Source organism: Pseudomonas sp. JC1203, from assembly GCF_056175065.1.
Map to the genome: position 1 here is coordinate 21,748 of NZ_JBWCAM010000030.1, position 13,323 is coordinate 35,070.

Consider the following 13,323-nt stretch of genomic DNA (forward strand, 5'->3'; position numbering starts at 1 on the left):
TAGCTAGGATCGAATGGCACGCAGTCAACTTCAGCCCCGCACCCAAGGCATCCATGCCCCACACCACAGCGACGCGACGGAATGCAATGCTGGTCCCGCCAGTGGACACCCGCTACCAGATCGAAACCCCCGAAGGCATTGACCTGAGCCTGCGCCCGGCCGGGCTTGTGGTGCGTAGCCTGGCGTTCGCCATCGACCTGCTGTTGCGCGGGCTGCTGCTGGGCGTGGTGTTCACCGCGCTGGCGTGGCTGGGCAGCCTGGGTATGGGGCTGGCCGCGATGCTGCTGTTCCTGGTGAACTGGTGGTACATGGTGCTGTTCGAGGTGTTCAACCAGGGCCGCTCACCCGGCAAACAGGCCATGGGCCTGCGCGTGGTGGAGGACGATGGCACGCCCATCGGCTGGTCGGCGTCGCTGGTGCGCAACCTGCTGCGGGTGGCCGACATGCTGCCGTTCGGCTACTTCCTGGGCGCCGTCAGTTGCCTGCAACACCCCGCCTTCAAGCGCCTGGGCGACCTGGCGGCGGGCACCCTGGTGGTGTACCGCGACCAGCCGAACCTGCGCCCGCGCCTGCCAGCAGCCGAACCCATCGCCCCGCCCTTTGCGCTGACACTGGCCGAACAGCGCGCGCTGCTGAGCCTGGCCGAGCGCCAGGATGAACTGTCCGCCGAACGCCTGGCCGAGCTTGCGAACATCATCGCGCCAAGCCTGAAAGTCACCCCGGCCATGGCCATGGCGCGCATCAACGGCATCGCCCGCAGCCTGCTGGGGCCAACATGAAGCAGAGCCAGTTCGAACACCTGCACCAGGCCCAGTGGCTGGCCTTCGAGCACCTGCTGACGCTACTGGAGCACGGCAAATCGCGGCCCGAGGCCAGCGAGACCTTCGCCCAGGATTACCGCCGCCTGTGCCAGCACCTGGCCCTGGCGCAATCACGCGGCTACAGCAGCCACCTGGTGGACAGCCTGCAGCAGCTGGCCTTGCGCGGCCACCAGCAGTTGTACCGCCGCCGCCATGCCGTGGGGGCCAACATCCTGGCCTTCGTACTGGCCGGGTTTCCGCGGCTGGTGCGCCAGCAATGGCGCTTCGTGCTGCTGGCCTGCCTGCTGTTCTTCGGCAGCCTGCTGCTGACCGGCGTGCTGGTGTACGCCTTTCCCGACCTGGTCTACAGCCTGCTGGACCCGGCCCGCGTGGCGCAGACAGAGGCGATGTACGACCCCGACCAGACCCGCCTGGGCCCTGCCGCGCAGCGCCTGGCCGGCCAGGACTGGATGATGTTCGGCTACTACATCATGAATAACATCGGCATCGCCTTCCAGACCTTTGCCAGCGGCCTGTTGCTGGGCGTGGGCAGCCTTTTCTTCCTGCTGTTCAACGGCCTCATGATTGGCGCAGTGGCCGGCCATTTGACCGAAATCGGCTACGTGCAGACCTTCTGGCCCTTCGTGGTGGGCCACGGCGCCTTCGAGTTGACTGCTATTGCGCTGTCCGGCGCCGCCGGGCTGAAGCTGGGCTGGGCGCTGGTGGCACCCGGGCGCCTGAGCCGCAGCCAGGCCCTGCGCCGGGCGGCAAACGTGGCCATCCAACTGGTGTACGGGGTGATCGCGATGCTGCTGACCGCCGCCTTCATCGAAGCCTACTGGTCGTCGCGCACCGACTTCAGTGCAACCAGCAAATACAGCGTGGGCGCCATCCTGTGGCTGCTGGTGGCCGGCTACCTGACCTTGGGCGGACGTCACCATGCGCCTGACTGACGCCAGCGTTGCCATCCGCCCGCGCAACACCTGGGAAGCCCTGGACCTGGGCGTGCTGCTGGCCCGTCGGCACCGGCGCCTGTTGATGCTGAGCTGGGCCGCGCTGACCCTGCCGATATTCGCTCTGCTGACGCTACTGCTGTGGGACTCGCCAACCCTGGCGATGTTCCTGTTCTGGTGGCTCAAGCCATTGTTCGAGCGCTTGCCGTTGCACATTCTTGCCCAGGCGCTGTTCACCCAGCCTCCTACGCTGCGCGAGGCCCTGCGTGAATGGCCACGGCTGCTCAAGGTGCAGCTGTGGCCCAGCCTGTTGTGGCGGCGGCCGAGCCTGAGCCGCAGCTTTCACCTGCCGGTGCAACAGCTCGAAGGCCTGGAAGGCATCGAGCGCCAGCGCCGCCTGGCGGTGCTCGACCCGCACGCCGGGCGCACGGCGCGCTGGCTGACCCTGGTGGGCATACACCTGGAAGGCGCCCTGTGGGTAAGCTTGATCAGCCTGTTCTACCTGATGGTGCCGCAACAGATGGAGGTGGAGTGGAGCTGGCGGCGCCTGATCGAGGCCGCCAACGGCCAGTGGCTTTGGGTGGAGCACCTGACGAACGGGTTCTACGCCCTGGTGCTGGTGTTCTGGGAACCAATCTACGTGGCCTGCGGGTTTACCCTGTACCTGAACCGGCGCACACAACTTGAAGCGTGGGACATCGAGCTGGTGTTGCGCAGCCTGCGCCAACGCCTGGCCGGCGTGGCGCCGTTGCTGCTGGTGGTAAGCCTGGGCGTACTGGGCATGGCGCCGCGCAGTGAAGCGGCGCCTGCACCCAACCCCTTCGACCAACCACGGCTGGTGCACCAGGCGGTTACCAGCCAGGCCGCGCGCCAGGACATCAAGGCGCTCCTCGAACAACCACCCTTCAGCAACAAGCAGACCCTGCACCGCTGGCGGCTGGGCCAACCGGACGAAGCCAAGGCTGCACCGGCCGACCTCAAGCGCCTGCTGGAACAGCCGTGGCTGAAACTGTTGGCGCGGGTCCTGGAAGCGGCGTTGTGGGCGGCGGTCATCGCCGGCATCGCCCTGGTTGCCTGGCGCTACCGCAGCTGGCTGCGTACCTTCGTCAACCGCCGCGCGCCCGCCACGCCTGCGCAACCGCCATTGCCCACGCAGTTGTGGGGCCTGGCGGTGAGCGGCCAGAGCCTGCCCGACGACATCGCCGGCCACGCCCGCCAACTGTGGGCCAGCAACCCGCGCGAGGCCCTGGGCCTGCTGTACCGCGGCCTGCTCAACCGCCTGCTGCATGAATACCGCCTGCCGCTGCACGAAGCCGACACCGAAGGCCAGGTGCTGGCCAAGGTGGCCGGCCTGCAGGACCCGGCCCTTGAAGCCTTCAGCCAGGTGCTGACCCGTCACTGGCAGGCCCTCGCCTACGGCCACCGGCTGCCCAGCGAAGCACTGGCCATGCAGCTGTTTGACGATTGGAGCCAGTTGTTCACTGCACACGGGGCGCGGCCATGACCCGCCGCAGCCAATGGCTGGCCGCCTTGCTGGTGCTGGTTGCGCTGGCCGGCGCCGGTTTTTACCTCAGCCGCCACCTGCACCCGTACGACGAGGTGGTGGAGCACGGGCCCTCACCCCAGGCGCGCGCCAACCCGTTCCTGGCCGCCGAGACCTTCCTGCGCCAGCGTGGCTTGAAAGCCGCCATGGCCAACGGCCTGGAGGTACTGCAAACGCTGCCCGCCAAGGGCCACAGCCTGTTGCTGCTGGGCGACCGCGCCACCATGACCGCCCGGCAGACCGAAGACGTGCTGGCCTGGGTGCGCAGCGGTGGCCGCCTGCTGTTCGTGGCCGAGGCGGTATGGAACGACGACAAGGCCATGAGCGGCGACCTGCTGCTGGACCGCCTGCAACTGCGCCAATTCCTGGCCGCCGACCTGCCCGCCCTGCCAGAGGTGCAGCCCGACCCTTATCCGCAGTTGACCAAGCTGTACCTGGAAAACGAAAAGGCACCGGCCTACTTCAGTTTCGACCCGGACTTCCATCTGGAAGACCCGGCCAACAAGGCCCAGTCCTGGGCCAACAGCGCCAACGCCACGCATTTGATGCAGCTACGCTACGGCGAAGGGCTGATTACCGTGGTCACCGACGCCGACTTGTGGACCAATGCTGCCATTCGCCGTTACGACAACGCCTGGCTGCTGTGGTATCTGAACCAGGACACCGACGTGACCCTGGTTTTCCGCAGCGCCCGCGACAGCCTGGCCACGTTGTTGTGGCGCCATTACCCGCAGGCGCTGGCCAGCCTGGCGCTGCTGTTGCTGCTGGGCGCCTGGCATTTCGCCCTGCGCCACGGCCCGCTCGAACCGGCCCCCGCGCTGGCGCGCCGGCAGCTACGTGAACACCTGCGGGCGACGGCGGCGTTCCTGCTGCGCAACGCAGGGCAGGACCGCCTGCTGCGCGCCCTGCAACAGGACATACTGCGCCGTGCCCGCCGGCGCCATCCCGGCTTTGACCGCCTGGCCGTGGCCGAGCAGTGGCAGGTGCTGTCGCGCCTGACCCGCCAGCCTACCGCCGCCATTGGCCAGGCCCTGCGCCCGCCCTTGAAACAGCGCCTCGGCGCGGCCGATTTCAGCCGCCAGGTGGCCCACCTGCAAACTCTCAGGAATGCCCTATGAGCGACCCAACCCACGACGTCCACGACGAACGCGACCAGCCGGTGCCGGCACCCGCCAGCCAATCCCCTGAGCACCTGGCCCAGCAGCGCCACCGCGCCAGCCTGCTGGCCCAGGCGCTGCGCAGCGAACTGGGCAAGGCGGTGATCGGCCAGCCGTCGGTGATCGAAGACGTGCTGACCGCGCTGATCGCCGGCGGCCACGTGCTGCTCGAAGGCGTGCCGGGGCTGGGCAAGACCCTGCTGGTGCGGGCCCTGGCACGCTGCTTCGGCGGCGACTTCACGCGCATCCAGTTCACCCCCGACCTGATGCCCAGCGACATTACCGGCCATGCCGTGTACGACATGCAGACCGAGCAGTTCAAGCTGCGCAAGGGGCCGCTGTTCACCAACCTGCTACTGGCCGACGAGATCAACCGCGCCCCGGCCAAGACCCAGGCCGCGCTGCTGGAAGCCATGCAGGAACGCCAGGTGACCCTGGAAGGTCGCGCGCTGCCGATCGCCCAGCCGTTCATGGTACTGGCCACGCAGAACCCGCTGGAACAGGAAGGCACCTACCCGCTGCCCGAGGCCGAGCTGGACCGCTTCATGCTCAAGCTGCGCCTGGACTACCCCGACGCCGACCAGGAGCTGGAAATGGTGCGCCAGGTCAGCCGTTCGGTGCGCGCCGACATGCTCGACGTGCAGCCGCTGCGCACACTGTTGCAGGCCAAGGACGTGGTTGCGCTGCAGCGCATCGCCGGCGAGCTGCCGCTGGACGACCAGGTGCTGGACTATGCCGTGCGCCTGGCGCGCACCACCCGCAGTTGGCCCGGCCTGTCCATCGGCGCCGGGCCGCGGGCGTCGATCGCGCTGGTGCGCGGCGGCCGCGCGCGCGCACTGCTGCGCGGTGGCGATTTCGTCATTCCCGATGACATCAAGGGCTGCGCGCTGGCCGTGCTGCGCCACCGGGTGCGGTTGTCGCCCGAGCTGGACATCGACGGCCTGTCGGTGGACCAGGTGCTGCGCCAGGTGCTCGACCAAGTGGCGGCGCCGCGCCTGTGATCAAACCGTCGCGGCTGTTGCTGGCCTGGCTCGGCGCGTTGCTGGTGGCCAACCTTATCCTGGGCAGCCTGGACGCCTGGGGGCTGGCGTTGCCCGATGCCTTGAAAAGTATCGCCTGGGGCATGTTGCTGGCGTTGCTGCTGCTGGGCGCGCTGGACGCCTGGCGCGTGCACCGGCAGCCGTCGCCCACGCTGCGCCGGCAGGTGCCTGGCAGCCTGCCGTTGGGCCGCTGGAGCGAGGTGCGCCTGGACATCAGCCACGACTACGACCGGCCGCTGGCCCTGCAGGTGTTCGACCATGTGCCCGACGGCCTGGGTTTCGACGCCCTGCCCCAGGCCATCGACCTGCAGCCCGGCCAGGACAGCCAGTTGGGCTACCGCCTGCGGCCGCTGCGCCGCGGCCATTTCCAGTGGGAGCGCGTCGAGGTGTTGCTGCCAAGCCCGCTGGGGCTGTGGCTGCAACGGCGTTACGTCGCGGTAAGCGACAGCACCCGGGTGTACCCCGACTTCGCTCGGCTATACGGTGCGCGCCTGTTGGCGGTGGACAACCTGCTCAGCCAGCTGGGGGTGCGCCAGCGCCAGCGGCGTGGCCAGGGCCTGGAATTCAACCAGCTGCGCGAGTTTCGCGAGGGCGACGCCCTGCGCCAGATCGACTGGAAGGCCACGGCCCGCCAGCGCATGCCCATCACCCGTGAATACCAGGATGAGCGTGACCAGCAGATTATTTTCCTGCTCGATTGCGGCCGGCGCATGCGCAGCCAGGACGGCGACCTGGCGCACTTCGACCATGCGCTGAACGCCTGCCTGCTGCTGAGCTACGTGGCCCTGCGCCAAGGCGATGCAGTGGGGTTGTCGACCTTCGCCAGTGAACAGCAGCGGCACCTGGCGCCGGTAAAAGGTGCGGCGCAATTGAACGTGCTGCTCAACGCCGTGTACGACCTGGACAGCAGCCAGACCCCGGCCGACTATGCCGCCGCGGCCGAGCGCCTGCTGGCGCGCCAGCACCGGCGGGCGCTGGTGGTACTGGTGACCAACCTGCGCGACGAGGACGATGAGCAGCTACTGGGTGCGGTGCGCCGCATTGGCCGCCAGCACCGGGTACTGGTCGCCAGCCTGCGCGAGGAAGTGCTGGATGAGTTGCGCCACGCACCGGTGCAAACCTGGCAGCAGGCGCTGAGCTACTGCGGCACCATCGACTACCTGAACGCCCGCGCGCAGCTGCATGAGCGCTTGAGCGCCCACGGCATACCGGTGCTGGATGCACGGCCACAGGAGTTGGGCGCGCAGCTGGTAACGCGCTACCTGAGCTGGAAAAAGGCAGGGACGTTGTAGGCCAGCGCCCACAGAAAGGCGTCAGGCCGACTCGTTCATCGGGAAGCTGAAGTAGTCACGCAGCGCCACCACCAGCTGCTCGTACTCGGCATTGGCATGCAGCAGCTGGAAGCCGGCGTCGTAGTGCCCTGGCGTCACGTCTTCGTGGCACCACAGGCAGGCGGCGGTCAGGTTGATGACCTGATCGGGCAGTTTGATCTGCAGTTCGAAATCCGGGCCAACCAGCAACGGCAGGTTGCTGATCAGCATCAATCCCTCTTCGTCGACATTGCCCAGGAACCCAATGGGCTGACCCGTGAAACGGTTGAAGACTTTCAGATAACACGGCAGCTGGTGACGCTCGATGCGGCGTTCGGTAAACATGTTCTCATCGCAGGTTAAAGATCACCGCCCATGATCTCACCCACCCACGTTGCCTAAAAGTGAAGAACGACCAAGCGTACCCGAACCCGACGAACAGTCTGGTGGGAGCTGGCAAGCCAGCTCCCACAGCGTCAGCGTGCAGCCTGGGGTTGCGCGGCGGCGACAGCGCTGCGGTAATGCCCCAACTGCTGCAACGTGTCCAGCCGCGCGCGGGCGCGATAGGCGTATTCACTGTAAGGATACTGGGTGATGATGAACTCGTAGGTCTGGCCCGCGTCCAGGAACAGGTTCTGCCGTTCAAGGCACAGGCCGCGCAGCAACGACACTTCCGGCTGCACGTATTGACGCGTGCGGCTGGTACGGTCGACCTGGGACAACTCCAGCATCACCTTGTTGCAGTTGCCGTAGTCGTACTGGCGGTACGCTTCGTCCAAGTGATGGTCCATTGACCAACGGGTACAACCGACGACACTGGCCGCCAGGGCTAAAACGATGAGGATTCGCATGGGTATCTCCTGTCCTGAGCGGTTTATCGACCAGGCCGGCGATTTCTTCAGTGCCACGCGACCAGGGGCCTTGCTTGAGTATCGCCCACTGCCATGCCACCAAGGTAGTGCAGAGGAACAATGACTACAGCGCCCGAGAGGAGTAGCCTTTCGCTGCGCTTCAATAAAGGAGTCAGTGCATGACCGTTCGCCGTACCAAAATCGTCGCTACCCTTGGCCCTGCCAGCAACTCGCCGGAAGTGATCGAGCAATTGATCAAGGCCGGGCTGGATGTGGCCCGCCTGAACTTTTCCCACGGCACACCGGACGAGCACAAGGCTCGCGCCCGCCTGATCCGTGACATCGCTGCCAAGCTGGGCCGCCATGTCGCGCTGTTGGGCGACCTGCAAGGTCCAAAGATCCGTATCGCCAAATTCGCCAACAAGCGCATCGAGCTGAAAGTAGGTGACGCGTTCACCTTCTCCACCAGCCACCCGCTGACCGAAGGCAACCAGGAAATCGTCGGTATCGATTACCCGGACCTGGTCAAGGACTGCGGCGTGGGCGACGAGCTGCTGCTCGACGACGGCCGCGTGGTAATGCGCGTGGAAACCGCCACCAGCGACTCGCTGCACTGCTCGGTGCTGATCGGTGGCCCGCTGTCGGACCACAAGGGCATCAACCGTCGCGGTGGCGGCCTGACCGCCCCGGCGCTGACCGAGAAGGACAAGGCCGACATCAAGCTGGCTGCCGAAATGGACCTGGACTACCTGGCCGTTTCCTTCCCGCGTGACGCCTCCGATATGGAATACGCCCGTCGCCTGCGTGACGAGTCCGGCGGTACCGCCTGGCTGGTCGCCAAGATCGAACGCGCCGAAGCCGTGGCTGATGACGAAACCCTGGACGGCCTGATCCGCGCCAGCGACGCAGTCATGGTTGCCCGTGGTGACCTGGGCGTGGAAATCGGCGACGCCGAGCTGATCGCCATCCAGAAGAAGATCATCCAGCACGCCCGCCGCAACAACAAGGCGGTGATCGTGGCGACCCAGATGATGGAGTCGATGATCCAGAACCCGATGCCTACCCGTGCCGAAGTATCCGACGTGGCCAACGCCGTGCTGGACTACACCGATGCGGTGATGCTGTCGGCGGAAAGTGCTGCCGGCGCTTACCCGATCGAGGCCGTGCAGGCCATGGACCGCATCTGCAAGGGCGCTGAAAAGCACCCGATGAGCATGAAGTCCAGCCACCGCCTGCACACCCAGTTCGAGCGCTGCGACGAGAGCATCGCCCTGGCGGCGATGTACACCGCCAACCACTTCCCGGGCGTGAAGGCAATCATCGCCCTGACTGAAAGCGGCTATACCCCGCTGATCATGTCGCGCCTGCGTTCCTCGGTGCCGATCTACGCGTTCTCCCCGCACCGCGAAACCCAGGCCCGTGCCGCCATGTTCCGTGGCGTGGTGCCGGTAGCCTTCGACCCGGCCGCACTGCCGGCCGACAAGGTCAGCCAGGCTGCCGTCGACGAGCTGCTGAAGCTGGGCGTGGTTCAGCAAGGCGACTGGGTCATCCTCACCAAGGGCGACAGCTACCACACCATCGGTGGCACCAACGGCATGAAGATCCTGCATGTCGGTGACCCGCTGGTGTAACTACCGGCGCTTCACGAAAAGCCCCCGGCGCGCGAGTGCCGGGGGCTTTTTCATTTGCGCCTGTCGGTTTTCTTTCAGGACTGCGCCTGCTGAACATTTAAAAACCGGTATTTCTGACAGTAGGCGGCCACCAACCATCAGCGCACGCTACCCCTTTGCCAGCCCAAGGGAACTCAGCCGATGCCAGCGCACTACGAGACAGATACCACGTTCGGTCATGAGGGCCTGCTGCCTCTGCCCCTGCCTGATGGCTGGCCAGCGATGCCGGTGCCTGGCGGGCCGTTGCTGGTGGAGGGCAAGGTCATTGTCTGCAGCCGCTCCGACACTGAAGTGCGGCTGTTGCGGCTGGACGAGTCAGGGGCCCTGGACACCACCTTCGGCCAGCAAGGCCACCTGAAGGTCAAGGTCACCGCCGATGCCGCGCACCTGGCTCGGCTGGCGGACGGCCGCCTGTTGCTGACGACGCTGAGCGTGCTGGGGCAAGGCCACGCAGGGGAGTTGACGGTCAGGCTGCTGACCGGCGATGGCGCTTGCGTAGACACGTTCGGCCATGGCGGCCAAGCCCGCCTGAACGTGGGGCCGGTCGGCAACCTGCCGGCATTGCGGGCGTCAACCCTCAGCGCCCAGGCCGACGATGACGGTTTTCTCATCGGTTTGTCCTGCCGCCCTGCCACCCGCGCGCATTGGCAAGCTCTGGTGGTGCGCCTGAGTGGTACGGGCCAACCGCAGTTCGCCCTCAACGGCAACGCCAACCACTTCCAGTACCCGGGCATGCACAGTGTGCTGACCGACATGGCCGTGCTGGCGGACGGCAAGGTGCTGGTGTGTGGTGTGCGCTGGGCTGATGGCGATGGCAGGCGCCATGGTTTCCTTGCCCGCCTGGGGCGCAACTGCCAACTGGACACCGCCTATGGCCAGCACGGCTTTGCCGAGCTGCGGGGCATTCGCCGTGACAGCGTTTTCGCACGCATAGGGCCGGCGCTCGAAAACGGCGTTCGATGGTTGGTAGGCGTTTCTGCGGCGGGCGGCGCCCGTGGCAGCCTGTTGACGGTGGTAGCCCTGGACAAGGCCGGCAACCCGAAACCCGGCTATGCCGGGCTATTACCCGTGGCGTGCAGCACATTGCAGGTGGAGGCTATTCAAGTTGCCGCCGATGGCCACGCCCAGGTAATTGGCCGGGACACCAGCAGCGTGCCGGGCAAGGGCACCTTTATCGCCCGGCTCATGCCCGATGGCCGTTTTGATGGGCGCTGGGGCCATGGCGCCGCCATTCAGTGGTTACCGGCCGCCAGGCCGCAAGCGCCCAGCGTGCAAGCCGACGGCAGCGTCCTGCTGCTGGCGACGGACCGGCCCGGCGAACCCACGCTCAGGTTGTTGCGCGCGAACTCTGGGGCCACCGTTGCGCCGCGCCCGCGCCTGCCTTCGGACGGCGAGCTGGACCCTGGCTGGGGCGATGCCGGTTCCGCCCAACTGAGCGATTTCTACTTTCTGCCGCTGGTCAGCCTTCAACCTGTCGCCGAAGATCAAGCGGTAACGGTCGCCGCCGCTTTTGCCAACGTCGCGCACCTGCAACGCTGGACCTCGCAAGGGCTACCCGACAACAGCCTTGGCGACGGCCACGCCATACCGGTCGAGCTACAGGTGGATGACGAAACCAGCCTGACCCTGGGCGACCTGATAACTCTGCCTGACCAGCGCATCCTGGTGATTGCACACGCCGCCAACGGCAATGACTTCGCGCACCCGCTGGTGGCCCGCCTGTTGCCCGACGGCACGCCAGACGAGAGTTTCGGCGACAAGGGTACCTGCCTGATCACCGAGATCGATACCCTTGACCGGTCTGGCCAAGGCGACTGGTACGGCACCCCGCCAACACCCCAGGCCATCGTGCTGGCGGACGATAGCGTGGTGCTGGTCTTCACCAACCCGCGCGATGCCAATGCCATCGACCAGCTGATGGTCATCAAGCTGACCGCCCAAGGGCGCCTGGATGATGATTTTGGTGAAGAAGGCATTTGCGCGCTGCGTTATCAAAACCGTCCGACCTTCAGTGTCGCCATCGCCCTGCAGGATGACGGCCGGCTACTGGTCGCCGGCAGTGTCGACGGCAAGGCCCTGTTCTGCCGCCTGCACCCTGACGGCACGCTGGACGAAAGCTTTGGCGAGCAAGGCTTTACCGTCATCGATGGCAGCAACCAGGGCGCAGGGCAGTTGCAGGTGCACCGCCTGGCAGTCAGCCCCATCGACGGTACCCTCCTGGGCACCGGCCACCTGCACCGCCAGCAGGGTGCGGTCACTGGCCCCCAGGGCATGCTGGTCCGGCTGCTGGCCGATGGCAGCCTGCACCCCACGTTCAACAATCAACGCTTGCTGAGCCTGTACCTGCCATCGGCCGATGGCCCCCTGCCCTGCAACCTGCTGCGCGGTGGGTTCGACGCTCGCGGGCTGATAGTGGTTGCAGGCAACACAGAGCCGGTGCCCAACCTGGTGGTGGCGCGCCTGATGCCCGCCACTGGCAGCCTGGACCCCAGCTTCGGCGACGGCGGGCTGATCTACACACCGAAGGGGCAGGACGACCCCTTTGAAGAGGCGGGAAGCCATGCCCTTCAGCAGGACGGCAAAATCCTGCTGATCGTCAATAGCGCCGCCCAGCAGATCAGGCTGCGGCGCTACCTGCCCAACGCCCCGGTTCCAGCGCCACGGGCTGCCTGGCAATGCTTCGCCCAGTGGCTACGCCGGCACTTGGGCAGGGTGTCGAAGGTCAGCTGAAGTGGTAGCGGCACACCAGGCCGGCTCGCACCGCCGTATCCGAGCCGGCTACCAGCCATTTGCCGTCGCGCTGCAGCTTCAGGTCCCAGAACCCGTAACTGTTGTCCACAAACAACGTGCCCTGTGGGGTGCCGTTTGGGGCGTGGCAGGTCAGCACGCCCTTGGAGCTCACAAGGTCTGCGGCATGATCCTGCCCCACCCCGCAGATCAGGCCGTCGAGCCCGGTCTCGAGGCGTTCAATGCGCTGGCGGAAAGCGTGGGGTTCAAGCAGCAAAGGAGCACCCCGATTGAACAGCGGATCAAGGGCGCCGTCCGGCATCAGGCTGGCCAGCAGGCCATTTGTGCCGAGGAAGCCGCTGACCTGCAGCCGGTGCGCAGGTGACTGGAAAATCGACAGCAGGCGAGCCCGGGGCAGGTCGACTGGCGCAAACCCCGCGCTGCCGAAGCTCGCGTCGATTTCGCCTTGCGCGGTCAAGGCAACGATCAAGGTTTGATCCCTTGCCTCGCAGCGCCCGGCCAGCAACAGGCGCCCGTCCTCCAGTGTGGTGGCTGCGGGTAGCTCGCAGGCATCACCTGCATAACTGATTTCCTGGTAACCCCGGCCGTGGTAATTGGTATCCAGCTCGCCGGTGGCCAACAGGCGAATGATAAAGGTCTGTTCGTCGTTGACCACGAAGGGAATGACGAAGTGATCAGCAGTACCCCTGGCACGACCAATCTTTACCGCTGGTGCCACCCGCGCTTTGCCCAGCTCATCGAAAGGCACCACCGTAAAGCCGTTGTTACCGAAGCTGGTGTCCAGGGTGAGGTCCGACTTGACCATGGCGAAACCTGGAACCCACAACGCCTCGCCTTCGCCTTCAAGCCAGGCAGTGAACAGCAGCCGGCCATCCGCCAACTCCTGTACCCCCACGCCCTCCTCGAACCTATGGTCCTTGAACTCGAGCCTGATGAAACGGGCACGCCCTGAAGGGCCGTCGGGCTTCCCATCTTTGTCGAGCGCGATCAACAGCCCGCCCTGGCGAGCCTGGTCCGAGGAGGCCATAACCAATGAGCCATCTGCGCGCACGGCCATTGAATAAATACTGTTGGCAACCAGATCACCCAGCAGCGTTTCATCACATACAACCCTGCCCTCCTGGCCAAAATCAGGGTCAAGTGCAAAGTTTTTGGCAGCGTTAGCCATGGGGTTTGCTCCGTTGAATTGAAGGAAACCCAACAATGCGCGCGATGCCCGCGCCCCGATACTGATAGAACTGACAGGTCCGC

Annotated in this window: 11 protein-coding genes; 8 read left to right on the forward strand and 3 right to left on the reverse strand. The window is 66.0% G+C overall.

The annotated features are described in order from the left end of the window. Positions 1-53: 53 nt before the first annotated feature. Genes AC0SZ7_RS30215 through AC0SZ7_RS30240 form a run of 6 tightly spaced genes read left to right on the forward strand, consistent with a single transcriptional unit; the run spans position 54 to position 6,785 of the window. Positions 54-779: an RDD family protein gene (locus AC0SZ7_RS30215; protein ID WP_475507765.1), complete on the forward strand. Its 726-nt coding sequence runs from the start codon at positions 54-56 to the stop codon at positions 777-779. After that, positions 776-1,753, forward strand: coding sequence for a stage II sporulation protein M (locus AC0SZ7_RS30220; RefSeq protein WP_475507766.1), 978 nt, complete (start codon positions 776-778; stop codon positions 1,751-1,753). The genes AC0SZ7_RS30215 and AC0SZ7_RS30220 overlap by 4 nt, the downstream gene beginning before the upstream one ends. Continuing rightward, positions 1,740-3,257 (forward strand): DUF4129 domain-containing protein, encoded by a 1,518-nt coding sequence (locus AC0SZ7_RS30225; RefSeq protein WP_475507767.1) that lies wholly within the window; start codon positions 1,740-1,742, stop codon positions 3,255-3,257. The genes AC0SZ7_RS30220 and AC0SZ7_RS30225 overlap by 14 nt, the downstream gene beginning before the upstream one ends. Continuing rightward, positions 3,254-4,414, forward strand: a complete 1,161-nt coding sequence (locus tag AC0SZ7_RS30230) for a DUF4350 domain-containing protein (RefSeq protein WP_475507768.1) — start codon at positions 3,254-3,256, stop codon at positions 4,412-4,414. The genes AC0SZ7_RS30225 and AC0SZ7_RS30230 overlap by 4 nt, the downstream gene beginning before the upstream one ends. Further along, on the forward strand, positions 4,411-5,454 hold the full coding sequence (locus AC0SZ7_RS30235; protein WP_475507769.1) for an AAA family ATPase: 1,044 nt from the start codon (positions 4,411-4,413) through the stop codon (positions 5,452-5,454). Before AC0SZ7_RS30230 ends, AC0SZ7_RS30235 begins: the two co-directional genes overlap by 4 nt. Next, a complete protein-coding gene (locus tag AC0SZ7_RS30240; protein WP_475507805.1) occupies positions 5,454-6,785 on the forward strand; it encodes a DUF58 domain-containing protein in 1,332 nt (443 codons plus the stop codon). The genes AC0SZ7_RS30235 and AC0SZ7_RS30240 overlap by 1 nt, the downstream gene beginning before the upstream one ends. A 21-nt stretch (positions 6,786-6,806) precedes the next feature. On the opposite strand, the gene AC0SZ7_RS30245 is transcribed toward AC0SZ7_RS30240, so the two are convergent. Together AC0SZ7_RS30245 and AC0SZ7_RS30250 are read right to left on the reverse strand one after the other, a co-directional pair. Then, positions 6,807-7,148: a PilZ domain-containing protein gene (locus tag AC0SZ7_RS30245; protein ID WP_416426737.1), complete on the reverse strand. Its 342-nt coding sequence runs from the start codon at positions 7,146-7,148 to the stop codon at positions 6,807-6,809. Between the two features lie 131 nt (positions 7,149-7,279). Beyond that, positions 7,280-7,654 (reverse strand): tetratricopeptide repeat protein, encoded by a 375-nt coding sequence (locus tag AC0SZ7_RS30250; RefSeq protein ID WP_416426739.1) that lies wholly within the window; start codon positions 7,652-7,654, stop codon positions 7,280-7,282. Between the two features lie 179 nt (positions 7,655-7,833). On the opposite strand from AC0SZ7_RS30250, the gene pyk reads away from it, so the two are divergent. Both pyk and AC0SZ7_RS30260 read left to right on the forward strand, forming a co-directional pair. Further along, complete coding sequence (gene pyk / locus AC0SZ7_RS30255; protein WP_475507770.1) at positions 7,834-9,285, forward strand: pyruvate kinase; 1,452 nt, start codon at positions 7,834-7,836, stop codon at positions 9,283-9,285. A gap of 180 nt (positions 9,286-9,465) precedes the next feature. Continuing rightward, the gene (locus AC0SZ7_RS30260) at positions 9,466-12,054 is read left to right on the forward strand and encodes a hypothetical protein (RefSeq protein ID WP_475507771.1); all 2,589 of its coding nucleotides are present in this window, start codon (positions 9,466-9,468) and stop codon (positions 12,052-12,054) included. On the opposite strand, the gene AC0SZ7_RS30265 is transcribed toward AC0SZ7_RS30260, so the two are convergent. Next, positions 12,047-13,240 (reverse strand): NHL repeat-containing protein, encoded by a 1,194-nt coding sequence (locus AC0SZ7_RS30265; protein ID WP_475507772.1) that lies wholly within the window; start codon positions 13,238-13,240, stop codon positions 12,047-12,049. The genes AC0SZ7_RS30260 and AC0SZ7_RS30265 overlap by 8 nt on opposite strands. Between the last annotated feature and the right edge of the window lie 83 nt (positions 13,241-13,323).

Bases quoted from the DNA above. Each gene is read 5' to 3' on its own strand.
- AC0SZ7_RS30260 (WP_475507771.1), top strand. From the start codon at position 9,466: ATGCCAGCGCACTACGAGACAGATACCACGTTCGGTCATGAGGGCCTG.
- AC0SZ7_RS30250 (WP_416426739.1), bottom strand. From the start codon at position 7,654: ATGCGAATCCTCATCGTTTTAGCCCTGGCGGCCAGTGTCGTCGGTTGT.
- AC0SZ7_RS30225 (WP_475507767.1), top strand. From the start codon at position 1,740: ATGCGCCTGACTGACGCCAGCGTTGCCATCCGCCCGCGCAACACCTGG.
- AC0SZ7_RS30220 (WP_475507766.1), top strand. From the start codon at position 776: ATGAAGCAGAGCCAGTTCGAACACCTGCACCAGGCCCAGTGGCTGGCC.
- pyk (WP_475507770.1), top strand. From the start codon at position 7,834: ATGACCGTTCGCCGTACCAAAATCGTCGCTACCCTTGGCCCTGCCAGC.
- AC0SZ7_RS30230 (WP_475507768.1), top strand. From the start codon at position 3,254: ATGACCCGCCGCAGCCAATGGCTGGCCGCCTTGCTGGTGCTGGTTGCG.
- AC0SZ7_RS30235 (WP_475507769.1), top strand. From the start codon at position 4,411: ATGAGCGACCCAACCCACGACGTCCACGACGAACGCGACCAGCCGGTG.
- AC0SZ7_RS30265 (WP_475507772.1), bottom strand. From the start codon at position 13,240: ATGGCTAACGCTGCCAAAAACTTTGCACTTGACCCTGATTTTGGCCAG.
- AC0SZ7_RS30245 (WP_416426737.1), bottom strand. From the start codon at position 7,148: ATGTTTACCGAACGCCGCATCGAGCGTCACCAGCTGCCGTGTTATCTG.
- AC0SZ7_RS30215 (WP_475507765.1), top strand. From the start codon at position 54: ATGCCCCACACCACAGCGACGCGACGGAATGCAATGCTGGTCCCGCCA.